The sequence below is a fragment of the Streptomyces sp. B15 genome (assembly GCF_018070605.1).
GTDB classification, from domain to species: domain Bacteria; phylum Actinomycetota; class Actinomycetes; order Streptomycetales; family Streptomycetaceae; genus Streptomyces; species Streptomyces smyrnaeus.
In genome coordinates this window covers 12,888-34,562 of sequence record NZ_JAGPXJ010000029.1, presented here as the reverse complement: position 1 = coordinate 34,562, position 21,675 = coordinate 12,888, and the positions used below count along the sequence as shown (strand labels likewise).

Below are 21,675 nucleotides of genomic sequence, written 5' to 3'. Positions count from 1 at the left end.
AGAACGTGATGATTGCGGCCATGGGACATGTCGAGGTGGCGCATCTTGCCTATTACCTGCCCGACGGACGAGCGCTCTTCGACGACGCGTCGCTGCGGGTGGGCGAGGGCGCCTCGGTGGTGCTGGTGGGAGCGAACGGGGCGGGCAAGACGACGCTGTTGCGGCTGATCGCGGGGGAGCTGAAACCGGACGGCGGGACGGTCACGGTCAGCGGCGGGCTGGGGGTGATGCCGCAGTTCGTAGGGAGCGTGCGGGACGAGAGCACGGTGCGTGACCTGCTGGTCTCGGTGGCACACCCCCGCATCCGGGCTGCCGCGCAGGCCGTGGACGAGGCCGAGTACGCGGTGATGACCGTCGACGACGAGGCCTCGCAACTGCGGTACGCGCAGGCGCTCGCCGACTGGGCCGAGGCGCGCGGGTACGAGGCGGAGACGCTGTGGGACATGTGCACGACCGCCGCGCTGGGCGTCCCCTACGAGAAGGCCCAGTGGCGGCAGGTGCGCACCCTGTCCGGGGGTGAGCAGAAGCGGCTCGTACTGGAGTCGCTGCTGCGCGGCAGCGACGAGGTGCTGCTGCTGGACGAACCCGACAACTATCTGGACGTCCCCGGCAAGCGGTGGCTGGAGGAGCGGCTGCGCGAGACGGCCAAGACGGTGCTGTTCATCTCCCACGACCGTGAACTGCTGGCGCGCGCGGCGGACCGCATCATCAGTGTGGAGCCGGGGGCCGCGGGCAGCGACGTATGGGTGCACGGGGGCGGCTTCGCGACGTACCACGAGGCGCGCAAGGAGCGGTTCGCGCGGTTCGAGGAGCTGCGGCGGCGCTGGGACGAGGAGCACGCGAAGCTCAAACGGCTGGTCGTCATGTACAAGCAGAAGGCCGCGTTCAACTCCGACATGGCCTCCCGGCTGCAGGCGGCCCGCACCCGGCTGCAGAAGTTCGAGGAGGCCGGCCCGCCGCTGGAGCCGCCGCGCGAGCAGGACATCCGGATGCGGCTGCGCGGCGGCCGTACGGGGGTACGCGCGGTCACCTGCGAGGGGCTGGAGCTGACGGGGCTGATGCGCCCGTTCGACCTGGAGGTCTTCTACGGCGAGCGGGTCGCGGTGCTGGGCTCCAACGGCTCCGGCAAGTCCCACTTCCTGCGGCTGCTGGCGGGCGGCGAGGTCGCCCACACGGGGCACTGGAAGCTGGGTGCCCGCGTGGTGCCCGGCCATTTCGCGCAGACCCACTCCCACCCCGAGCTGGAGGGCCGCACCCTTCTGGACATCCTCTGGAAGGAGCACGCCCACGACCGCGGCGCCGCGATGTCGGCGCTGCGGCGCTACGAGCTGACCCGGCAGGCCCAGCTCCCCTTCGGCCGCCTCTCCGGCGGCCAGCAGGCCCGCTTCCAGATCCTGCTGCTGGAGCTGGCGGGGGCGACCGCGCTGCTGCTGGACGAGCCGACGGACAACCTGGACCTTGAGTCGGCCGAGGCCTTGCAGGAGGGGCTGGAGCGGTTCGAGGGGACGGTGATGGCGGTGACGCACGACCGCTGGTTCGCCCGTGCCTTCGATCGCTTCGTGGTGTTCGGCGCCGACGGGCGGGTCCGCGAGGTGGCAGAGCCGGTGTGGGACGAGGGCCGGGTGGCGCGGGCGCGGTGAGGGTCTCCAGGTGAGGGCCACTCCGCCGCTTGCAGTGGAAGAAGCCCCGGCCCCGGCCCCGGCCCCGGCCGACAGGACACCGCGCGATGACCAGCGTGAGTCGAGACCACGCCACCCGCAGACAGCTCCTTCAGTCGGCCCGACGAACGGGGGCGAGGCTGTCGGAGCTCCCGCTCCCGCCGCCGGTGTGTACCGGGAGCGGGGGTGCGGGGGTCGCCTCCCGTTTTGACCGTGGGTGGTGCGCGCCGGTATCGTGCTGGTTCGTTGTGTGTATTGGCTTGCCTGTTCTCACGTGGGGGGCTATACACCGGCCTACCGGTCGATGACCAGCGATCAGCATGCGGATGCGTCACCGCATGCGATCTTGCCTGTCGTGATCTGCCTGGTTGGCCCTGTCAGGACCCAATCACTGAAGAAGCGAAGGCTACGACCGTGCGTACGTACAGCCCCAAGCCTGGCGACATTCAGCGCCAGTGGCACGTCATCGACGCCCAGGACGTCGTCCTCGGCCGTCTGGCCTCCCAGGCCGCCACCCTTCTGCGGGGTAAGCACAAGCCCGTGTACGCGCCTCACGTCGACACCGGTGACTTCGTCATCATCATCAACGCCGACAAGGTGCACCTCTCGGGCAACAAGCGGACCCAGAAGATGGCGTACCGCCACTCCGGTTACCCGGGTGGTCTGCGTTCCGTCCGCTACGACGAGCTGCTGGACAAGAACCCGGAGAAGGCCGTCGAGAAGGCCGTCAAGGGCATGCTCCCCAAGAACTCCCTGGGCCGTCAGATGCTCTCGAAGCTGAAGGTCTACGCGGGCGACCAGCACCCTCACGGTGCGCAGCAGCCCGTGCCGTTCGAGATCAGCCAGGTCGCGCAGTAAGTCCGGCCACCCCCTACGACTGAAGAGAAGCTGAGGAGAATCGTGGCCGAGACCACCGCTGAGACCCCTGTCGAGGGCGTCGAGGAGTACACGACCGAGACCCCCGAGGCCCCGGAGGAGTACACCTCCGAGTCCCTCGCCTCCCGTTTCGGCGACCCGCAGCCGGCCGCCGGCACCGGTCGCCGCAAGAACGCCATCGCCCGTGTCCGGATCATCCCGGGCTCCGGTCAGTGGAAGATCAACGGTCGCACCCTTGAGGGTTACTTCCCGAACAAGGTGCACCAGCAGGAAGTCAACGAGCCGTTCAAGGTCCTGGAGCTGGACGACCGCTACGACGTGGTCGCCCGTATCTCCGGCGGCGGCATCTCGGGCCAGGCGGGCGCCCTGCGCCTCGGTGTGGCCCGTGCGCTGAACGAGGCGGACGTGGACAACAACCGCGGCCCGCTCAAGAAGGCCGGGTTCCTCACGCGTGACGCCCGTGCGGTCGAGCGCAAGAAGGCCGGTCTCAAGAAGGCCCGCAAGGGCACGCAGTACAGCAAGCGCTGACCCGGCGCTCGCTGGAGCGGAAAGACTGCAGTCCGGATGCCCCGTCGGCACCTCACCTCGGTGCCGGCGGGGCATCGGTCGTTCGGGCCCGCCGTGCGGCGTGCGGCCCGACACCCGGTCTTGTGACGGTGGCGCACGCGCCGTCACGCTGACATCGGGGCGTATACCTGGTGTGCCGGGCCCACCCGGGCCCGCCCGGTGAATCCCCGGAGAACGCCCCCAGAACTCGGAGGAACGACTGTGGCACGACTCTTCGGTACCGACGGCGTACGTGGCGTCGCCAATGAGGGGCTGACGGCCGAGCTGGCGCTCGGGCTGTCCGTCGCGGCGGCACATGTGCTCACCGAAGCGCGGACGGGCGCCGAGGCGGCCCGGGAAGGCTCCCGGCCGGTCGCGGTCGTCGGGCGGGATCCGCGGGCCTCCGGCGAGTTCCTGGAGGCCGCCGTCGTGGCCGGGCTGGCCAGCGCAGGGGTCGATGTGCTGCGGGTGGGCGTGCTCCCGACACCCGCCGTCGCCTATCTGACCGGCTCGCTCGGTGCCGACCTGGGTGTGATGCTGTCGGCCAGCCACAACCCCATGCCGGACAACGGCATCAAGTTCTTCGCACGCGGCGGCCACAAGCTCGCCGACGAGCTGGAGGACCGTATCGAGGCCCTCCACCGCGAGCACGCCGCCGGTGAGCCGTGGGCACGGCCCACCGGGGCCGGGGTCGGCCGGGTCAAGGACTACGACGAGGGCTTCGACAACTACGTCGCCCACCTGGTCGGCGTGCTGCCCAACCGGCTCGACGGGCTGAAGGTCGTCATCGACGGGGCGCACGGCGCCGCGGCCCGCGTCTCGCCCGAGGCGTTCGCACGCGCCGGTGCCGACGTGATCACCATCGGGACCGACCCCGACGGCCTCAACATCAACGACGACTGCGGCTCCACCCACCTCGCCGGGCTGCGGGACGCCGTCGTACGGCACGGCGCGGACCTCGGCGTCGCGCACGACGGCGACGCCGACCGGTGCCTGGCCGTCGACGCGGCCGGGCACGAGGTCGACGGCGACCAGATCCTCGCCGTCCTCGCGTTCGCGATGAAGGAGGCCGGGCAGCTGCGCAAGGACACCGTCGTCGCGACGGTGATGTCCAACCTCGGCTTCAAGCTGGCCCTGGAAGGGGCGGGGCTCGAACTGGTGCAGACGGCGGTCGGGGACCGCTATGTGCTGGAGGAGATGAAGCGCGGCGGGTTCTCGCTCGGCGGGGAGCAGTCCGGGCATGTGATCGTGCTCGACCACGCCACGACGGGTGACGGGACCTTGACCGGGCTGATGCTGGCCGCACGGGTCGCCGCCACCGGCAAGCCGCTGGCGGAGCTGGCCGGGGTGATGGAGCGGCTGCCGCAGGTGCTGGTGAACGTGCCGGACGTGGACAAGACGCGGGTGGGAACCGCCCCCGAGCTGGTTTCCGCCGTCGCGGAGGCGGAGCGGGAGCTGGGGGAGACCGGGCGCGTGCTGCTGCGGCCCTCCGGGACCGAGCCGCTGGTGCGGGTGATGGTGGAGGCCGCGGACATCGAGCACGCGCGGGCTGTCGCGGGGCGGCTGGCCGATGTGGTCAAGCGCGCGCTGGGCGGCTGACGCCCGCGCGCTCGGGCCTACAGCTTTCTGAGTGACAGCCGCTGCACCTTGTGGTCGGGGCCCTTGTGGAGTTGCAGGGTGGCCCGGCCACGGGTGGGGGCTATGTTCTGCCGCAGGTTGGGCTCGTTGATGGTCTGCCAGGTGGCGCGCGCGTAGGCGAGGGCCTCCTCGTCGGAGACGTCCGTGAACCGGTGGAAGTACGAGCGCGGGTCCTGGAACGCGGTCTCCCGCAGTTTCCGGAACCGCTCCAGGTACCAGCGCTCGATGTCGGCCGTACGGGCATCGACGTACACCGAGAAGTCGAAGTAGTCGGAGACGGCCAGCCGGGTGCGGCCGTCCTTGCCGGGCAGCGCGGGCTGCAGGACGTTGAGGCCCTCCACGATGAGGATGTCGGGCTGGTGCACGGTCAGCCGCTCGCCCGGGACGATGTCGTAGATCAGATGCGAGTAGACCGGTGCGGTCACCTCCGGTTTGCCCGCCTTGACGTCGGCGACGAAGCGGGTGAGCGCCCGCCGGTCGTACGACTCGGGGAAGCCCTTGCGGGACATCAGGCCCCGCCGCTCCAGCTCGGCCTTGGGCAGCAGGAAGCCGTCCGTCGTCACCCGCTCGACGCGGGGGTGCTCCGGCCACCGGGCGAGAAGCGCCTCCAGCAGCCGGGAGACGGTGGACTTGCCGACGGCGACGCTGCCCGCGACGCCGATCACGAACGGGGTGCCGCGCTGCGGGGTGGGCCTGCCGGGGCGGTGCGGATCGTCGAGGAAGGTGTTGAGCGCCCTGCGCAGCCCGTGCGTGGCGCCCACATAGAGGTTCAGCAGCCGGGACAGCGGCAGATAGATGTCCCGCACTTCCTCCAGGTCGATGACGTCGCCGAGCCCACGCAGGGCGTCGACCTCGGCGGCCGTCAGGGGAAGAGGGGTGCGCTCGCGCAGGGCGCTCCACTCCGAGCGGCCGAGGTCGACGTAAGGCTTCGTGGACACGGGGCCATTCTGCGCGGGCACCGCCCAGCGCTCACCTCCGGGGGAGGCTGACCGCCGGTAACGCGAGCGCCGGCCCGGGAACCGGCCCCGGTGCGGTTTCCATGCCGTCGGTCGGACAATCTGCGAACAGAAGGTGTACGAGATGTGCCGGTGGGGGCTATGTTCCGTCCATGTCCTCCCCCTTGAGTCGCATACGCCGCCCTCGTACCCGGCGCACCTTCGGTACCGACCCGATGGCGGGCCACGCAGGCCACGTCTACAGCGATCTGACCGACGGGCTCCCGGACGAGGACCTGACCGAGGATCTGACGGACTCGCTGGAGCTGTATGTGATGGGCAGCAAGCCGCGCTGCGAGGAGTCGGAGTATCTGGAGCTGATGGAGGACGCCATAGAGCGGATGGCGCGGGGCGAGTGAGCACGCGGAGAACGCCCTGACGTTGCGCGTACCCTCACTCCGTCGGCGACGTGCCGACGACCGGACGGCGGGCGAGGTGTGCGGAAGTGGGACAGCGGTGATCATCGGGGTGGGAATCGACGTCGCGGAGATCGACCGCTTCGCCACCTCCCTGGCGCGCACGCCCAGCATGGCGGAGCGGCTCTTCGTCGACCGCGAGCTGTGGCTGCCCAGCGGCGAGCGGCGCGGGGTGGCCTCACTGGCGGCCCGGTTCGCCGCGAAGGAGGCACTGGCCAAGGCGCTGGGCGCGCCGGGCGGGCTGCGGTGGACCGACGCGGAGGTGTGCACGTCCGACTCGGGCCAGCCCTATCTGCGGGTGCGCGGCACGGTGGCGGAGCGCGCCGCCGAGCTGGGGGTACGCGGCTGGCACGTCTCCCTCTCGCACGACGCGGGGGTCGCCTCGGCCGTCGTCGTCGCGGAGGGCTGAGTCGAGGGTGCCCCGGTCGCGCCGTCGCAGGCTGCGGGTGGTCGGTGGCTTTGGGGGCACCTCCCGGCCGGAGTCCCCACTTCCGGCCGGGAGGTGCCCCCAGGGGAGCGCAGCTGCCCGCGCCCCTGACGGGGCGGGGCGCCACACTGGGGGGCATGAGGACTGGTTACGGCGTGGAGACCCTGCGTACCGCCGAGCGGGCGCTGATGGCACGGCTGCCCGAGGGCGCGCTGATGCGGCGCGCCGCTGCCGGGCTGGCCGCGGCCTGTGGCCGGCTGCTGGGGCGGACGTACGGGGCGCGGGTGGTGCTGCTCGTCGGCAGCGGTGACAACGGCGGGGACGCGCTGTACGCGGGCGCGCGACTGGCCCGGCGCGGTGCCGGGGTGACGGCGGTGCTGCTGGCGCCCGAACGGGCCCATGAGGGCGGGCTGGCCGCGCTGCGGGCCGCCGGGGGCAGGGTGCGGGTGGCGCCGGGCGCCGTGGTGGAGGGCGTCGCCGAGCCCGTCGGTGATGTCATCGCGCGGGCCGACCTGGTGGTGGACGGCATCGTCGGCATCGGCGGCAAGGGCGGACTGCGGCCCGCGGCCGTGGAGTTGGCCGATCTGGTGCGGGACGCCGGGGTGCCGGTCGTCGCCGTCGACCTGCCCAGCGGGGTGGACGCCGACACCGGCGAGGTGCCCGGCCCCGCGCTGGCCGCCGACGCGACCGTCACCTTCGGCGCGTACAAGCCGGGGCTGCTGATCGACCCGGCCCGGGAGTACGCGGGCGCCGTCCGGCTGATCGACATCGGTCTGGCATCTCACCTGCCCCGGGCCTGCGACGTGGAGGCTCTCCAGCACGCCGACGCGGCCCGCCTGCTGCCGAGGCCCGTGGCGGAGAGCGACAAGTACCGGCGCGGCGTCGTCGGTGTCGTGGCCGGCTCCGGGCGCTATCCCGGGGCCGCCGTGCTGGCCGTCTCCGGCGCGCTGCGCAGCGGCGCGGGGGCCGTGCGGTACGTCGGGCCCGGCACGGAAGCGGTCGTCTCCCGCTATCCGGAGACGCTCGTGAGCGAGGGGCCGCCCGGGCACGCCGGGCGGGTGCAGGCCTGGGCCGTCGGCCCGGGGCTGGGCGACGAACCGGCGGCGCAGCAGGCGATCGACGAGGTGCTGGCCTCCGACGTGCCGGTGCTCGTCGACGCGGACGGGCTGCGGCTGATGGACATGGACAGCGTTCGCGCCCGTACGGCTCCCACCCTGCTGACGCCGCACGCCGGGGAGGCCGCGGCGCTGCTCGGGGTGGCCCGCGAGGAGGTCGAGGCCGAACGTCTGGCGGCGGTACGGGGGCTGGCGGAGCGGACGGGGGCCACCGTGCTGCTCAAGGGCTCCACGACACTGGTCGCCGAGCCGTCCCGGCCCGGCGCCGCTCCTACCCCCGTACGGGTGAACGCCACCGGGACCGGATGGCTGGCCACGGCGGGCAGCGGCGATGTACTGACCGGGCTGGCGGGCGGCCTGCTGGCGGCCGGTCTGTCCGCTCGCGACGCCGCTTCGGCCGCCGCCTATCTGCACGGCCTCGCCGGCCGGATCGCGGCCGACCCGCCCTCCGCGACGGATGTCTCCGCGGCACTGGCCACGGCATGGCAGGACGTGATGCGCGGCGGGTGATCCGGCAATGGGGAGGGGTCACCCCTGTGCGGGCGTCCCCTCCCCGAGCGGTCCGAGGAACGGGCGGAGGGTCTTGCCGAACCAGTGGTCGGCGTAGGGCGAGTCGTTGAACGGCGCGATCTCCTCGTACCCGAGCCGCGCGTACAGCCGCCTGGCCTCCACCAGGTCGTCGCGGGTGTCCAGGCGCACGGTCGTCGCCCCCATCTCCAGCGCGGAGCACTCGGCGGTGGCGATCAGCAGCCCGCCGAGGCCGCCCTTGCGGGAGTGCGGGGCGACCCAGACGCGGCGGATCTCGGCCGTCGTCCCCCTCACCATCAACACCGCGGCGCAGCCCGCGACGGCGCCGTCGGCATGGGCGCGGGCCAGCAGGAACCGGCCCTTGGGCGGCACGAGTTCGTCGTCCGGCTCCGCGGCCAGCGCGGCGTCGACCTCCTGCTCGGTCGCGGGACGCCCGTAGTAGCGGCTGGCTATCTCGCGGATGTAGGCCCGGACGGTCGCAACGGCGTCCGGGCTCTCGACGGGTTCGGGGCGAACGGTCCATGTCACGCCGGCCATTGTCCGCAGGCGGGCAACCGGTTTTCCGCGGGCACCGCGCTCGGCGGACGTGCTGTCAGTGGCCGGTGCCACACTCCTGACATGAGCGAACCGAGCGCCGCCGGCAGCATGCCCACCGTTTTCGCCGAGGAGTGGGCCAACGGCCCCAGAGAGCCCCTGCCCCTGGTGGGGGACGAGCGGGAGCTGCTGACCCGCTACCTCGACCACTACCGCGAGACGCTGCTGCTCAAGTGCACGGGTCTGCCGCCCGAGTCGCTGTCGGAGCGCACCGTCCCGCCCTCCGGGCTGACCCTGCACGGGCTGTTGCGGCACCTCGCGGGGGTGGAGCGCTGGTGGTTCCGCATCCAGCTCGCGGGCGAAACGGTGCCGTTGCTGTACTACTCGGACGACGACCCCGACCAGGACTTCGACTCCCTGGACGGGGACCCGGCCGAGGCGCTGGCCGTCTGGCGCGCCGAGTGCGCGCGCTCCCGCGAGATCGCCGCCGCCATGGAGCTGGACGCCACCGGGACCCACGCCCGCACGGGCCGCCCCGTATCGCTGCGCCGGGTGCTCATCCACCTGCTCGCGGAGTACGCGCAGCACTGCGGCCACGCCGACCTGCTGCGCGAGCGCATCGACGGGGCGACCGGCCACTGAGGGGCCGCCCGCGGACCGGCACCTGCGACACTGAACCGGTGAACGACGAGTACCAGCACTCCGATGGCGACTTCCGGGCCGAAGATCTCGGCAGGGCACGGGCCGAGATCGACCTCGGCGCGCTACGGGACAACGTACGGGCGCTGCGCGGGTACGCGCCGCGGGCCGAGCTCATGGCCGTCGTCAAGTCGGACGGGTACGGGCACGGCGCGGTGCCGTGCGCCCGGGCCGCGCGGCAGGCGGGAGCCGGCTGGCTGGGCACCGCCACTCCGCAGGAGGCCATCGCGCTGCGGGACGCCGGGGACCGGGGCCGCATCCTGTGCTGGCTGTGGACGCCGGGCGGCCCGTGGCGGGAGGCGATCGAGCGGGACATCGACGTCTCGGCGAGCGGCACCTGGGCGCTGGACGAGATCGTCGCCGCGGCCCACGCCACCGGGCGCACCGCGCGGGTGCAGCTGAAGGCCGACACCGGGCTCGGCCGCAACGGCTGCCAGCCCGCCGACTGGCCCCAGCTGGTGGCGGCCGCGCGGGCCGCCGAGGCGGAGGGCGCGGTGCGGGTCACCGGCATCTGGTCGCACTTCGCCTGCGCCGACGAGCCGGGCCACCCCGCCAATGCCGCCCAGCTCGACGCCTTCCGGGAGGCCGTCGCCGTCGCCGAGCGGGCCGGGCTCGACCCCGAGGTGCGGCACCACGCGAACTCGCCGGCGACGCTGACCCTGCCCCGATCCCACTTCGACCTCGTCCGTACCGGTGTCTCCGTCTACGGCCTCTCCCCGTCCCCCGAGGTGGGCACGGCCGACAGCCTCGGTCTGCGGCCGGTGATGACGCTCAGTGCCTCGCTCGCCCTGGTCAAGCGGGTCCCCGGCGACCACGGCGTCAGCTACGGGCACACCTACACCACTCCCGGTGAGACGACCCTCGGGCTGGTGCCGCTCGGATACGGCGACGGGCTGCCCCGGCACGCCTCCGGTACCGGTCCGGTGCTGGTGGCGGGCAAGTGGCGGACGGTCGCCGGCCGGGTGGCCATGGACCAGTTCGTCGTCGACCTCGGCGGCGACCGCGCGGCGGCGGGCGACCGTGTCGTCCTCTTCGGCCCCGGCGACCACGGCGAGCCCACCGCGGCGGACTGGGCCCGCGCCGCGGGCACCATCTCCTACGAGATCGTCACCCGGATCAGCAGCCGCGTCCCCCGGGTATACGCCAATGAGCAGGCCGACGACTGAACCGAGCGCACGAGCACGGTGTTCGGTCGCGGGAGCCGGTGACGGACGGGACCGGCCGGGCAGACGGACGGACGGGGGCGGTCATGGACCAGATCAGCAGGGCACAGGCGGCGGTGAACGCGGTCGCGGCGCTCGGCGCACGGGACGCGCGGCTCCTGCAGCCGCCGCGGCACCAGGCGCAGTCCCCGCCGTACCTCGGGCACGGACAGCAGGCGCTGGAGGCCGTCACCGCAGTACAGACGGCCCAGAGCGCATGGCGGACGGCAGCGGCCGCCGCCGAGGGGGCGGCCGGGCAGTCCGCGCGGCCACCGGCTCCGGCGGGTGGCGCGGGCTGGACGCGCCGTGCGGGTGTCGCCGGCGCCGCCCTCGGGGTCGTCGCGGCCGGTGTCGCCCTCGAACGCCTCACCGTGCACCGTGCCGTACGCCGTAAGGCCCGGGTGGCGCTGGATGCCGCGGGGCCCTACGGCACGCTGCGCGGCACTCCGGGCCGGGCCTCGGCGGAGGACGGTACGGAGCTGTACTACGAGGTCGACGAACCGGCCGACTTCCCGCTCGACTCCGCCGACGGCGAGGCGGCGGCCGCCGCCTTCGGTGACGGTCCGGACGCCGCGGCCGGCGGGGCGGTGGCCGGGTACTGGTCGCGGCTGGTCGAGCTGTTGCGGGGCCGGAGCGGCAGGTCGGCCCCACCGCTGACGGTGGTGTTCTCACACGGCTACTGCCTCAACCAGGACGTGTGGCACTTCCAGCGGGCCGCGCTGCGCGGTGCCGTGCGGTGCGTCTACTGGGACCAGCGCAGCCACGGCCGCTCTGGTCGGGCCCCCGCCGGGGAGCCGGTCTCCATCGATCTGCTGGGCCGCGATCTGAAAGCCGTGCTCGACGCCGCCGCACCCGAGGGGCCGGTGGTGCTGGTGGGGCACTCGATGGGCGGTATGACGCTGATGGCGCTGGCCGAGCAGTACCCGGAGTACGTCGCCGAGCGGGTCGCGGGCGTCGCCCTCCTGGGCACCAGCGCGGGTGGTCTCGCCGAGGTGACGTACGGGCTGCCGGCTGCCGGAGCGCGGGCCGTGCGGCGCGTGGTGCCCGGGGTGCTGCGGGCGCTGGCCGCGCAGTCGGACCTGGTCGAGCGCGGGCGCCGGATGACCGCCGACCTGTTCGCGGGGGTGGTCAAGCGCTACTCCTTCGGCAGCCCGCGCGAGGTGGATCAGGGGGTGGCGCGCTTCGCCGAGCGCCTGATCGAGTCGGTGCCGGTGGATGTGGTCGCGGAGTTCTACCCGGCCTTCGCCGAGCACGAGAAGACCGCGGCGGTGTCGGGATTCGACGGACGGCCTGCGCTGGTGCTGGCCGGGGACCGCGATCTGCTGACGCCCAGCGAGCACAGCGAGCGGATCGCGGCGGCACTGCCGAACGCCGCGTTCGTCATCCTGGAGGCGACCGGTCACCTGGTCATGCTGGAGCGTCCCGAGCCGGTCAACGAGCACCTGGCCCGGCTGCTGACGCGTACCATCCGGACGCATGGAAGCACCGCACCACCAGCATCCTGTCCCGCCTCCACAGGCTCCGTCCGGCGCTCCTCCCGGGGGTGACGGCGCTCCCGGCAGCCTCCCCGACCGCCCCACGGGTGATTCCCCGGGCGGCATCCGGAACGAGGGAACCGTCACCGTGCCCACCGCCGAGGCCATGCGCGAGCTCGGCGTACGGCTCGCCGGGCGGTTGCGCGCCGGGGACCTCGTCCTGCTGACGGGTGAACTCGGCGCCGGGAAGACGACCTTGACGCGCGGGCTGGGCGAGGGCCTGGGCGTGCGCGGCGCGGTGACCTCGCCCACCTTCGTCATCGCCCGTGTCCACCCCTCGCTGACGGACGGCCCGCCGCTGGTGCACGTGGACGCCTACCGGCTCGGCGGCGGCCTGGAGGAGATGGAGGACCTCGATCTGGACGTCTCGCTGCCCGAGTCGGTCGTCGTCGTCGAGTGGGGCGAGGGCAGGGTCGAGGAGCTGACGGAGGAGCGGCTGCACGTCGTGATCTCACGCTCGACGGGCGAGACCACCCAGGCCGCCGGGGACGCCGAGCAGGGCGCCGCCGACGACGTGCGCACCGTCACGTTCCACGGCGTGGGGGAGCGCTGGGCCCAGGAGGACCTCGCAGCCCTGGGCTAGGTGCGCTCGGTGCGCCGGGGCCGTGGGGCGTGCGGCCGGGCGCTGTTCCGACATGGTGTCGGCAAGATGTTGCGTGGTCGGTGCGGCCCATGGTCCCATGGGAGGTGAGAGCGCGGTTAGGTATACCTAAGTGCCGCCGCGCCGACGCCCCTGGAGGAGCCATGACCGCACCGAAGCCGGAGCAGCGTGCGGCGCGAGCGCCGCACGTGCCTGCGCGGGACGAGGCGGCGGCCGCCGACGGAAGCGCCCCGCACGGCACCCCGCCCATGAGTGAACTGCTCGCATCCTGCGCCGCCGCGGCCGTCGTCTCCAGGCCGCCGTCGCAGACCGAGCAGTCCGAACAGTCGGAGGAGTCGGCGGCGGCCCGCCGACGGCGTCGGCACGCCTCTTCCGGCCGCCGCTGACGCACCACCACGGCGCGGGTCTAGCGCACCACCACGACGCGGGTGCCGATGGGGGCGTGCAGCCACAGCGCCTCGCCGTCCTCGCGCTTCTCGCGGATGCCGCCCGTCTTGCGCGAGGCGTCCGGAGTCGGCGTCGAGCCGTCCAGCGCCGCGCTGAAGCCGATCGTGACACCGTCGACGCTGGCGAACCGTACGACGTTCTCGATCGGGACGCCGTCCGAGCCCGTCACATGGGAGGCGCGCGAGGTGACCTTGTAGGTGCCCGGCTCGGGGGCGACGGTGCTGGGGAAGACCTCATAGGTCCTGGTGACCTTGCCGTCCTTGCCGACCAGCCACACCCGCTGCCGCTTCAGGGCGTAGACGACCCGGTGGCCCTGGCCGGAGGAGGCGGGCAGCGCGGTGTCCTTCTCGGCCGGGGTGCGGTTCTTCCCGTCCGAGGTGCCGGGGGAGGGCTCGGCCGTCTTCCCGGTGGAGGGTTTGCCGGCGCGGTCCTGGGCGGCCGACGCCTGGTACGCGAAGAAACCGATCACGGCGAGGGCCGCCGCCGTCAGCCCGGCCACGATCACTCCGGCGCTGCTGCCGCTGCTGCGTGCCACCGTGCGCTGCCACCTCTCGTGCCTGTGCCTGACCTCTGATTGACGGTAGCAGCAGGCGCGGCGCGGACGGCTCGCTGCGTACGGTCGCCCCAGGTGTCTGTCCGCGCGCCTGTTCGGGCACCGCCCGGCCAAGGGTGGGGCGGGCAGCGCGGAAAGGCGGCAAGAGTGGCCGGTGGGCGACGGGAAGGGGAACTTGGAGTAACAGCCGCGCTTGTGTTCGCATGTGGCGATGACCCCCCACGGTTCATCGACAAACTCCACAACCCCCATACCGGAAGTCCCAGAACCGCAAGGCCACTCGGGCACCCCCCACCGCCCGGCCAACCCGTACGACGAACTGGCCGCGCTGGCCCCGCCGGACGTTGCCGCGCCCGGTGACCCGTACGAGGGCGGAGACCCGTACGAGGGCGGACTGCGCGGCCTCGGGCTGCGCTCGGACTACGACGAGCCCGCCTACGAGGACCGGATGCCGTATCTGCGTGCCGTACGCAGGCGCCGTCGCTCCCGCTTCTCGCGCACCGTCAAGCTCGCCATCGCCTGCTGCGCGCTGCTGGCCTTCCTCGGGGTCGGGGATCGGTGGGCCGCGCTCTACGCCGAGGACGAGGCGGCCGAGAAGGTGCAGGACTCGCTGGGCCTGCACGCCCGTCCCGAGGTGCACATCAACGGCTTCCCCTTCCTCACCCAGGTGGCGCGGGGCCGCCTGGACAATGTGGAAGTTGCCATTCCGGATGTGCCCGCGGGCCGGGTGTCGGTCGCACAGGTCAGCGGCACCGTCGACGACGTACGGATCGTCGGGGACGCCCCGTCCGCCGTCCGAGGGGCGGTGCTCGGCCGGATGAAGGGCGACGTACTGCTCGACTTCGACGACCTGGACCGCGAGCTGGGCACCTCCCAGGTGAAGTTCACCCCGGGCGGCCGCCACACCGTGCTGGCCGCCGGACGGCTGCCCGTGGCGGGCAGCGAGGTCAAGGTGCGCGCCCGCGCCCAGCTGCAGCGCACCGGCGACCGCGGTGTGGGCACCACCGTGGACGACATGCGGCTGGTCGTTCCCAAGATGTTCAGCTTCACCCCCGGGACCGGCAAGGACGCGGGACTGCGGCTGTCCCGCCCGCTGGCCGAGCGCATCCAGCACGACAAGGACAAGGCACGGGCGCTGTTCGGGGTGCGCTCGATCGCCGAGCGGTTCGGCATGACGCCCGAGCACGCCCAGCAGGTCCGGCGCAGCGACCGGGAGCTGCGCCGGGTGACCGGGACGCCGCGCTTCGCCGAGAAGGTGATGCGCGTCAATCTGCTGGACGTCGTCGTCCGGCATCCGCGGCTGCTGAAGAAGATGGGGATCGACCCGGCGCTGGTCGAGGCCCTCAAGAAGATCGAGGAACCCGAGCTCGCGGACAAGCTCGCCCTCCACCTCCAGCTGCCCGAGCTGCCCGGTGATGTGCGGCTGCGCGGGGTCTTCGTGGCGAAGGAGGGCATCCGCGCCGAGCTGACCGGCGTCAACGTGCCGTTCGGCGAGGCAGCCCCGAAGGAGGGGAAGTAGCCGGACGGGGAAGCGCCCCGAGCAGGGCGGCGCGGGCCGCACGGGTGAGGGCGGGCCGCGTGGGAGCCGTAGGCTGGTCGGGTGTTGATGCTCGCGCTGGATACCGCTACGCCTGCCGTCACCGTCGCCCTCCACGACGCGGACGGCGACCGCACGCTCGCTGCCGCCCACAAGATCGACGCCCGCCGCCACGGTGAACTGCTGCTGCCCTGCATCGACGCGGTGCTGAGCGAGGCGGGGCGGAAACTCACCGAGGTCACCGACGTGGTGGTCGGCGTCGGCCCCGGCCCCTACACCGGGCTGCGGGTCGGACTGGCGACGGCCGAGGCGTTCGCGGCGGCACTCGGCCAGCGGGTGCACGGGGTGTGCACGCTGGACGGCATCGCGTACGCCTCCGGACTGACGGAGCCGTTCGTGGTGGCGACGGACGCGCGCCGCAAAGAGGTGTACTGGGCCCGGTACGCCGACGCCCGTACCCGGGTGACCGACCCGGCGGTTGAGCGGCCCGCCGCGATCGAGGCGCACGAGGAGGAGATCGGCGCGCTGCCGGCCGTCGGCGCGGGCGCGGTGCTGTACGAGTCGGTCTTCCGCGGCGTACGGCCCGAGCTGCCCACCGACCAGTCGGCCACGGCCCTCGCCCGGCTCGCCGCCGAGCGGCTGGCGCGCGGCGAGGAACTGCTGCCGCCCCGACCGCTGTATCTGCGGCGGCCGGACGCGCAGGTGCCCGCCAACTACAAGGTGGTCACGCCGCAGTGAACGCCACGGACGGTCTCGCGCACGGCGGCCTGCCGCGCGACGGCGTCCCGCACCACCGCGTCACGCTGCGCGAGATGCGCTGGTGGGACATCGAGCCGGTGCTCGGACTGGAGCAGGAACTCTTCCCCGAGGACGCCTGGTCGGCGGGGATGTTCTGGTCGGAGCTGGCGCATGCGCGCGGGCCGGACGCCACCCGCCGCTATCTCGTCGCCCAGCAGGCGGACGGCTCCCTCGTCGGCTACGGCGGCCTGGCGGCCGTCGGCGGCACCGGCGACATCCAGACCATCGGTGTGCTGCCCGGCCACCGGGGCACCGGGCTCGGCTCCCGGCTGCTGCGCGCGCTGCTGCGGGCCGCCACCGACTTCGAGTGCGCCGAGGTGCTGCTGGAGGTGCGGGTGGACAACGCACCGGCGCAGCGCCTGTACGAGCGCTTCGGCTTCGTGCCCATCGGTGTCAGGCGCGGCTACTACCAGCCCGCCGGCGTGGACGCGCTGGTGATGCGGCTGGCCGACCCGGCGTCGTACGCGGGCTGCGCCGACTCCCCGGGGGACGAGGCCCCCACGAACCCCCTTCCGAACACGCACCAAGGATCGAAGAGCCATGGCTGACGAACCGCTCGTTCTCGGCATCGAGACCTCCTGCGACGAGACCGGCGTCGGAATCGTGCGCGGTCACACGCTGCTGGCCGACGCCGTCGCCTCCAGCGTCGACACCCACGCGCGGTTCGGCGGGGTCGTACCGGAGATCGCCAGCCGGGCCCATCTGGAGGCGATGGTCCCCACGATCGAGCGCGCGCTGAAGGAGGCCGGGGTCGCCGCCTCGGACCTCGACGGCATCGCCGTCACCGCGGGCCCGGGGCTCGCCGGAGCGCTGCTGGTCGGTGTCTCGGCCGCCAAGGCGTACGCGTACGCGCTGGGCAAGCCGCTCTACGGCGTCAACCACCTCGCCTCGCACATCTGCGTCGACCAGCTCGAACACGGTGCGCTGCCCGAGCCGACCATGGCGCTCCTGGTCTCCGGCGGTCACTCCTCGCTGCTGCTGGCGCCCGACATCACCGCCGATGTGCGGCCGCTGGGTTCGACCATCGACGACGCGGCGGGCGAGGCGTTCGACAAGGTCGCCCGCGTGCTGAATCTCGGCTTCCCCGGCGGTCCCGTCATCGACAGGTACGCCAAGCAGGGCGACCCGGACGCCATCGCCTTCCCCCGCGGTCTGACCGGTCCGCGCGACGCCCCGTACGACTTCTCCTTCTCGGGGCTGAAGACGGCCGTGGCGCGCTGGATCGAGGCGAAGCGGAACGCGGGCGAGGAGGTGCCCGTCGCCCATGTCGCCGCCTCCTTCCAGGAGGCCGTCACCGACGTACTGACCCGCAAGGCCATCCGTGCCTGCCGCGACGAGGGCGTCGACCATCTGATGATCGGCGGCGGCGTCGCGGCCAACTCGCGGTTGCGCGCCATGGCCGAGGAGCGCTGCGCTGCCGCGGGCATCACTCTGCGGGTGCCCCGGCCGAAGCTGTGCACCGACAACGGTGCCATGGTCGCGGCCCTCGGCGCCGAGATGGTGGCCCGCAACCGGGCCGCTTCCGCCTGGGACCTGCCCGCCGACTCCTCGCTGCCGGTGACCGAGCCGCACGTGCCGGACCCGTCGGCGGCGGCCGCGTCGGGACACTCCCACACCCACGACCATGATCACGTGCACGAACTGAGCAGGAAGAACCTCTACTCCTGATGCCGACCGTCGCTCTGATGTGGGAGGCCAAGGCCGCACCCGGACGCGCGCCCGAACTGCTGGCCTGGGCCCGCGGCCAGGAGCCGGCCCCGTCCGCCGTCCCCTGCGAACGCCGCGAGCACTTCACGGCGCCGGGCGACCGGGTGCTGGTCATCACCTGGTGGGAGGGCGGCTACGACGCGGAGGTACCCGAACTGCCCGACCCGCCGGCCCAGCTGTCGGCCCGCCCGGTGCACAGGTGGCGGTTCGAGCGGGTGTGACCCCGCGCACCTGCACATGTGAGGTGGGTGTGTTCACGGTGAGTTACGCGGCAGGATGGTGCGGGTCGGGAACGTTGTCGGGTGCGGGGGGCCGGTATGCGCAGCGGTGTTGCCAGGGCCGCGCGGTGGGGAGCGCGGGTCGCGGCGGTGATGCTGGTCGCCGTGGTCGGACCGGGCGGGAGCGCCGGGGCCTCCGTGGCGGCCGAGAAGCCGAGGACGACTGCCGCCTACCTCGCCGACCAGCTGCGCAAGAGCCCCGTCCACCTCTCCGACCAGCTTCCGCGCACCAATCCCCTCTCCGCCCGCCCCGCCTTCCTCAAGGAGGCGAAGCGGACCGGAGTGCCGACCTATGTGCTGGTGCTGCCCGGGTACGGAGCCGGGCGGGACGGGCTGCTGGCGGCGGTGCACGACCGGCTCGGGAAGGACGGGCTGTACCTGCTGTTCGGCGGGGACGGCGGTAGTCCGGACACGGAGACCTTCGGCGTGGACGTCCCGGCACGGGACGCGGCCATGGCAACCACCTTCGAACTGCCCTATGACGCGGGCACGCTGGACACCTTCCGGCACTTCGTGGACGTCCTGCGCTCCGGGGATGCGACCGAGCGGGCGAACAAGGGCGCGGCGGCCGGCCGGGCCGGCGAGGAGCCGGACAAGCTGTACACCAGCCGCACCGACCGGAAGAACCAGGGCTTCCTCACGGGCATCCTGCTGACCGGGGTGCCGGTGCTGATCGTGTCCGTCGGCTGGTACCTGCGCCGCCGGCGCGGCGGCAAGGGGCCGGGCCTGCGGCTGCTGGTGCCCGTCGCCGCCGCGGGCGCCCTCGTCATCGGCGTCGGCGCGCCGCTCGTCTTCGACGACACCCGCACGACCGGCGACCCGGTGCCGACGGCCGCCGACATGGCGGCCAGGACCGACCGGGTCGCCCGCGGGCTGCGCTCCGACCCCGTCTACCTCGACCCGCTCGCGGCAGGGACGTTGAGCCCCGCCCAGCTCGGCCGGCTGCGGGAGCGTGCGAAGCGGCTGGAGGTGCCCGTACACCTCGTCGTCGTCCCGCTCGATACGGCGGACGAGTCGGCCGGTGACGGCGAAGTCCTCGCGAAGCGGCTGCGCGACCGGCTGGGCGACGACGGCGACGGCGTCTACGTGATCGCGGACGACTCCGAGAACGGCGAACTGGAAGTCGTCAACCACGGCGCCGAGCTGGACAGCGCGGCGCTGCACGACGCCACGGAGGACCTGCGCTTCGGCGAGGACGGCGAGGACGAGCGTGACGCCGGGGTGTACCAGCGGCTGGACGAGACCCTGCGGATCGTCGACCGGCTGCCCTCGGCCCCGGCCGAGGGCCCCTACCTGGAGCCGATGGCCGCCGAGGACCCGGTCACCGAGGACGAGTTGCCCTCCCTGTACGCCGAGGACTTCGTGCCGGGGACGCTGCTGGGAGTGGTGGGCGCGCTGGCAGCTCTCGGGGTGACGGCGGCCGGACTGGGCATCGCCCGGCACCTCGGCCCCGGTGTGCGGTCGGCCGCCACCCGCGCGTCCGCCACCGGCCTGGTGACCGGCGGCGCGTCGGGCAGTACCGACCCGCAGGCGCCCGCGCGTCCGTCGACCGGCTGGCTGCGCAGAACGGCACGGCGCGAACTGGACGAGCTGAACGAGGAGTACGAGCAGCTGTCCGGCGACCTGCCGGACGCCGTGCGCACCCGGGTGTGGGACCTCCTGGACGCGGCGACCCTCCTCCTCGACCAGGAGGGCGACAACCGGGTGGACGCCGACGCCGACGCACCCACCCTCGCGGCCGGGCTCGCCCTGATCCGCACCGGCCGTGCCGTACTGGCCGCCGGGGGCGGGCGCCACGTCACCTCCGCCGGGACCCGGCTGTGCGTGCTCAACCCGCTGCACGGGCCCGCAGCCGCCACACGGAAGCTGAAACTGCCCGGCGAGAGCGGCGGCGCGCGCTCGCGTCCGGTCTGCGCCGGCTGCCGGGCGGCGCTGGAGGAACGCGGCACGTCCACGTCCGGCTCGCGGGCCGACCACATCGCGGGTGTCGTCGGCGCGCGGCTGCTGTGCCTGCGGGACCCCGGCGCCGCCCGCTCCGCCCCGCACGAGCCCTACCACCGGGTCCCCGGCCCCCTCGCCGCCCCGCAGGGTACCGGCCGGGACGCGGACCCGACCGCCGACCAGATCGTCCGTCGAGTACGGGAGCAGCTAGGTGTCCACTGAGCTACGCGCCGCGCCCGGCGCCCACTTCGCCCGTCCGGCCCGGCTGCCGGCGGTCGTCCTCGCGTGCGTCGTCACCGCGCTGGCGCTGGCGCTGACGCTCGGGACGGCGGGGCGGGCCGGTGCCGCCGACGACAGGCCAGGCGACCGGATCGCCGAAGGGCTCCGCAAGTCACCGGTCTACGTCGACCCGTCGTACGAGCAGGCGTTCCCGGCGGACAAACAGCGCAAGCTGGCCGAGAAGATCAAGGCGTCCGGCCTTCCGGTCCGGGTCGTCGTCGTCCCGTTGATCGCCGGGGACGCCTGGGGCGGCGACCCGAAGAAGATGGTCGATGTCGTTCGCTACCGGTTGGCGGAGGGGCAGTCCAAGAAAGCCGTCTATATGACCCTCAGCGAGAACGACGGCTTCCTCAACGGCTACGAGTTCCCGCGCAGAGGCAAGTACCAGGCGTTCTGGGGCGTCGCGGCCGTCGGCCACGAGGAGGGCATGAAGGACAAGAGCCTCTACGCCAAGTTCTCCCGCGCGCTGGAGATCGTGAAGTCCGGCAACGGCGACAAGGTGTACGAGAAGGCCACCGAGGATCTCCGCAGCGACCGCCCGTCGGGGAACGGCGACGGTGCCGAGGCAGAGGCCGGTGCCGGGGCCGAGGACGGTGACGGCGCCGGGACCGGTGCCGGGGCCGAGGATGCCGGCGGCGGGAGCGGTCTGTCCCCGCTCGTGCTCGGAGCGCTGATCGTCGCGGGACTTGCCGTGCTGGTCGCTGCCGGACTCGTCCACCGCACCGTGCGGGCCCGCCGCTCCAGCAGCTCGATCCGGGTGCCGTTCACCTCCCCGCGCTCGGTGTTCGCGACCGCGCGCAAGGCGGGCGTACGCGACCTGCGCAAGCGCGCACAGCGCGAACTCCTCGCCTACAACGAGGAACTGCTGGCCCACGAGCCGAGCGAGGACGGCGCCGACAGCGATCTGCTCCAGCTCTCCCTCGACGCCTACGCCGCCGCCGGCAAGGTGCTGGACGAGGCCCGCGACATACCCGACCTGGCCGGTGTGCTCGCCCTCCTCCAGGAAGGACGTGACGCGCTGCGCCGGTCCGAGCCGTCCGCGTCCGCCCGTGCCGCTGCGCTGCCGCTGTGCTTCTTCCACCCGCTGCACGGCCGCGCCGCCGACCGCATCCGCTGGCGCCCGCTGGGCCGCCGCGAGTCGCTGTCCGTCGCGGCCTGCGGTGACTGCGCCGCCGCGGTGGCCGCCCGCCGCGCACCCGAAGTCCTCACCCAGACCCTCCAGGACCGCCGCGTCCCGTACTTCGAGGTGCCGCCCGAGGACAGTCTGTGGGCCGCCACCGGCTACGGCTCCCTGACCGAGGACACCCTGACCGAACGGGTGCTGCGCGGCGACTTCACCCGCGCCTCCCGCAGGCGCTGACCCCG

General features: G+C 73.4%; 22 protein-coding genes. 19 read left to right on the top strand and 3 right to left on the bottom strand.

Translation table 11 applies throughout. The features are described 5' to 3' along the window. Window positions 1–20 precede the first annotated feature (20 nt). The 4 genes from KBY19_RS15750 to glmM all read left to right on the top strand — a co-directional run bounded on the left by KBY19_RS15750 (window position 21) and on the right by glmM (window position 4,679). Window positions 21–1,640, top strand: a complete 1,620-nt coding sequence (locus KBY19_RS15750; RefSeq protein ID WP_210965988.1) for an ABC-F family ATP-binding cassette domain-containing protein — start codon at window positions 21–23, stop codon at window positions 1,638–1,640. Between the two features lie 432 nt (window positions 1,641–2,072). Continuing rightward, entirely contained in the window at window positions 2,073–2,516 is a 444-nt protein-coding gene (gene rplM, locus KBY19_RS15745; protein WP_099883494.1) for a 50S ribosomal protein L13, read from the top strand. A gap of 42 nt (window positions 2,517–2,558) precedes the next feature. Beyond that, window positions 2,559–3,062 (top strand): 30S ribosomal protein S9, encoded by a 504-nt coding sequence (gene rpsI, locus KBY19_RS15740; protein ID WP_099883495.1) that lies wholly within the window; start codon window positions 2,559–2,561, stop codon window positions 3,060–3,062. A gap of 240 nt (window positions 3,063–3,302) precedes the next feature. After that, the gene (glmM, locus tag KBY19_RS15735; RefSeq protein ID WP_210965987.1) at window positions 3,303–4,679 is read left to right on the top strand and encodes a phosphoglucosamine mutase; all 1,377 of its coding nucleotides are present in this window, start codon (window positions 3,303–3,305) and stop codon (window positions 4,677–4,679) included. 17 nt (window positions 4,680–4,696) lie between these two features. Here glmM and coaA read toward each other — a convergent pair whose 3' ends face one another. Continuing rightward, window positions 4,697–5,656, bottom strand: coding sequence for a type I pantothenate kinase (gene coaA, locus KBY19_RS15730; protein WP_210965986.1), 960 nt, complete (start codon window positions 5,654–5,656; stop codon window positions 4,697–4,699). 170 nt (window positions 5,657–5,826) lie between these two features. On the opposite strand from coaA, the gene KBY19_RS15725 reads away from it, so the two are divergent. The 3 genes from KBY19_RS15725 to KBY19_RS15715 all read left to right on the top strand — a co-directional run bounded on the left by KBY19_RS15725 (window position 5,827) and on the right by KBY19_RS15715 (window position 8,181). Further along, complete coding sequence (locus KBY19_RS15725; protein WP_099883498.1) at window positions 5,827–6,072, top strand: hypothetical protein; 246 nt, start codon at window positions 5,827–5,829, stop codon at window positions 6,070–6,072. Between the two features lie 97 nt (window positions 6,073–6,169). After that, a complete protein-coding gene (locus KBY19_RS15720; protein WP_099883499.1) occupies window positions 6,170–6,538 on the top strand; it encodes a holo-ACP synthase in 369 nt (122 codons plus the stop codon). 155 nt (window positions 6,539–6,693) lie between these two features. Then, the gene (locus tag KBY19_RS15715) at window positions 6,694–8,181 is read left to right on the top strand and encodes an NAD(P)H-hydrate dehydratase (RefSeq protein WP_099883500.1); all 1,488 of its coding nucleotides are present in this window, start codon (window positions 6,694–6,696) and stop codon (window positions 8,179–8,181) included. An 18-nt stretch (window positions 8,182–8,199) separates the two neighbouring features. On the opposite strand, the gene KBY19_RS15710 is transcribed toward KBY19_RS15715, so the two are convergent. Beyond that, complete coding sequence (locus KBY19_RS15710) at window positions 8,200–8,736, bottom strand: GNAT family N-acetyltransferase (RefSeq protein WP_210965985.1); 537 nt, start codon at window positions 8,734–8,736, stop codon at window positions 8,200–8,202. Window positions 8,737–8,817: 81 nt separating this feature from the next. Here KBY19_RS15710 and KBY19_RS15705 point away from each other — a divergent pair, with 81 nt between their 5' ends. The 5 genes from KBY19_RS15705 (at window position 8,818) to KBY19_RS15685 (ending at window position 13,156) form a co-directional block, all read left to right on the top strand. Continuing rightward, complete coding sequence (locus KBY19_RS15705; protein WP_099883502.1) at window positions 8,818–9,375, top strand: DinB family protein; 558 nt, start codon at window positions 8,818–8,820, stop codon at window positions 9,373–9,375. 38 nt (window positions 9,376–9,413) lie between these two features. Continuing rightward, a complete protein-coding gene (gene alr / locus KBY19_RS15700; protein ID WP_099883503.1) occupies window positions 9,414–10,598 on the top strand; it encodes an alanine racemase in 1,185 nt (394 codons plus the stop codon). 83 nt (window positions 10,599–10,681) lie between these two features. Next, on the top strand, window positions 10,682–12,181 hold the full coding sequence (locus tag KBY19_RS15695; protein WP_247691018.1) for an alpha/beta fold hydrolase: 1,500 nt from the start codon (window positions 10,682–10,684) through the stop codon (window positions 12,179–12,181). Continuing rightward, on the top strand, window positions 12,111–12,752 hold the full coding sequence (gene tsaE / locus KBY19_RS15690; RefSeq protein WP_282107082.1) for a tRNA (adenosine(37)-N6)-threonylcarbamoyltransferase complex ATPase subunit type 1 TsaE: 642 nt from the start codon (window positions 12,111–12,113) through the stop codon (window positions 12,750–12,752). The genes KBY19_RS15695 and tsaE overlap by 71 nt, the downstream gene beginning before the upstream one ends. 161 nt (window positions 12,753–12,913) lie before the next feature. Further along, complete coding sequence (locus tag KBY19_RS15685; protein WP_099883505.1) at window positions 12,914–13,156, top strand: hypothetical protein; 243 nt, start codon at window positions 12,914–12,916, stop codon at window positions 13,154–13,156. A gap of 20 nt (window positions 13,157–13,176) precedes the next feature. Here KBY19_RS15685 and KBY19_RS15680 read toward each other — a convergent pair whose 3' ends face one another. Then, complete coding sequence (locus KBY19_RS15680; protein WP_180289733.1) at window positions 13,177–13,752, bottom strand: L,D-transpeptidase; 576 nt, start codon at window positions 13,750–13,752, stop codon at window positions 13,177–13,179. Window positions 13,753–13,981: 229 nt separating this feature from the next. Between KBY19_RS15680 and KBY19_RS15675 the strand changes: the two genes are divergently transcribed. The 7 genes from KBY19_RS15675 (at window position 13,982) to KBY19_RS15645 (ending at window position 21,670) form a co-directional block, all read left to right on the top strand. After that, a complete protein-coding gene (locus KBY19_RS15675) occupies window positions 13,982–15,289 on the top strand; it encodes a DUF2993 domain-containing protein (protein ID WP_210965984.1) in 1,308 nt (435 codons plus the stop codon). 81 nt (window positions 15,290–15,370) lie between these two features. Continuing rightward, window positions 15,371–16,045, top strand: a complete 675-nt coding sequence (tsaB, locus tag KBY19_RS15670; RefSeq protein WP_099883507.1) for a tRNA (adenosine(37)-N6)-threonylcarbamoyltransferase complex dimerization subunit type 1 TsaB — start codon at window positions 15,371–15,373, stop codon at window positions 16,043–16,045. 74 nt (window positions 16,046–16,119) lie between these two features. After that, window positions 16,120–16,653, top strand: a complete 534-nt coding sequence (gene rimI / locus KBY19_RS15665) for a ribosomal protein S18-alanine N-acetyltransferase (RefSeq protein ID WP_247691021.1) — start codon at window positions 16,120–16,122, stop codon at window positions 16,651–16,653. Beyond that, complete coding sequence (tsaD, locus tag KBY19_RS15660; protein ID WP_099883508.1) at window positions 16,646–17,773, top strand: tRNA (adenosine(37)-N6)-threonylcarbamoyltransferase complex transferase subunit TsaD; 1,128 nt, start codon at window positions 16,646–16,648, stop codon at window positions 17,771–17,773. The genes rimI and tsaD overlap by 8 nt, the downstream gene beginning before the upstream one ends. After that, the gene (locus tag KBY19_RS15655) at window positions 17,773–18,033 is read left to right on the top strand and encodes a hypothetical protein (RefSeq protein WP_099883509.1); all 261 of its coding nucleotides are present in this window, start codon (window positions 17,773–17,775) and stop codon (window positions 18,031–18,033) included. Before tsaD ends, KBY19_RS15655 begins: the two co-directional genes overlap by 1 nt. 96 nt (window positions 18,034–18,129) lie before the next feature. After that, complete coding sequence (locus tag KBY19_RS15650; protein ID WP_247691017.1) at window positions 18,130–20,253, top strand: hypothetical protein; 2,124 nt, start codon at window positions 18,130–18,132, stop codon at window positions 20,251–20,253. Continuing rightward, entirely contained in the window at window positions 20,243–21,670 is a 1,428-nt protein-coding gene (locus KBY19_RS15645) for a hypothetical protein (protein WP_307843517.1), read from the top strand. Before KBY19_RS15650 ends, KBY19_RS15645 begins: the two co-directional genes overlap by 11 nt. Window positions 21,671–21,675 lie beyond the last annotated feature (5 nt).

What these genes read in the sequence shown, in the direction of transcription:
- KBY19_RS15750 (WP_210965988.1), top strand. Translation starts at nt 21, where the DNA reads ATGGGACATGTCGAGGTGGCGCATCTTGCCTATTACCTGCCCGACGGA.
- KBY19_RS15725 (WP_099883498.1), top strand. Translation starts at nt 5,827, where the DNA reads ATGTCCTCCCCCTTGAGTCGCATACGCCGCCCTCGTACCCGGCGCACC.
- KBY19_RS15715 (WP_099883500.1), top strand. Translation starts at nt 6,694, where the DNA reads ATGAGGACTGGTTACGGCGTGGAGACCCTGCGTACCGCCGAGCGGGCG.
- KBY19_RS15710 (WP_210965985.1), bottom strand. Translation starts at nt 8,736, where the DNA reads ATGGCCGGCGTGACATGGACCGTTCGCCCCGAACCCGTCGAGAGCCCG.
- KBY19_RS15705 (WP_099883502.1), top strand. Translation starts at nt 8,818, where the DNA reads ATGAGCGAACCGAGCGCCGCCGGCAGCATGCCCACCGTTTTCGCCGAG.
- KBY19_RS15695 (WP_247691018.1), top strand. Translation starts at nt 10,682, where the DNA reads ATGGACCAGATCAGCAGGGCACAGGCGGCGGTGAACGCGGTCGCGGCG.
- tsaE (WP_282107082.1), top strand. Translation starts at nt 12,111, where the DNA reads ATGGAAGCACCGCACCACCAGCATCCTGTCCCGCCTCCACAGGCTCCG.
- KBY19_RS15685 (WP_099883505.1), top strand. Translation starts at nt 12,914, where the DNA reads ATGACCGCACCGAAGCCGGAGCAGCGTGCGGCGCGAGCGCCGCACGTG.
- KBY19_RS15675 (WP_210965984.1), top strand. Translation starts at nt 13,982, where the DNA reads ATGACCCCCCACGGTTCATCGACAAACTCCACAACCCCCATACCGGAA.
- rimI (WP_247691021.1), top strand. Translation starts at nt 16,120, where the DNA reads ATGCGCTGGTGGGACATCGAGCCGGTGCTCGGACTGGAGCAGGAACTC.
- tsaD (WP_099883508.1), top strand. Translation starts at nt 16,646, where the DNA reads ATGGCTGACGAACCGCTCGTTCTCGGCATCGAGACCTCCTGCGACGAG.
- KBY19_RS15655 (WP_099883509.1), top strand. Translation starts at nt 17,773, where the DNA reads ATGCCGACCGTCGCTCTGATGTGGGAGGCCAAGGCCGCACCCGGACGC.
- KBY19_RS15650 (WP_247691017.1), top strand. Translation starts at nt 18,130, where the DNA reads ATGCGCAGCGGTGTTGCCAGGGCCGCGCGGTGGGGAGCGCGGGTCGCG.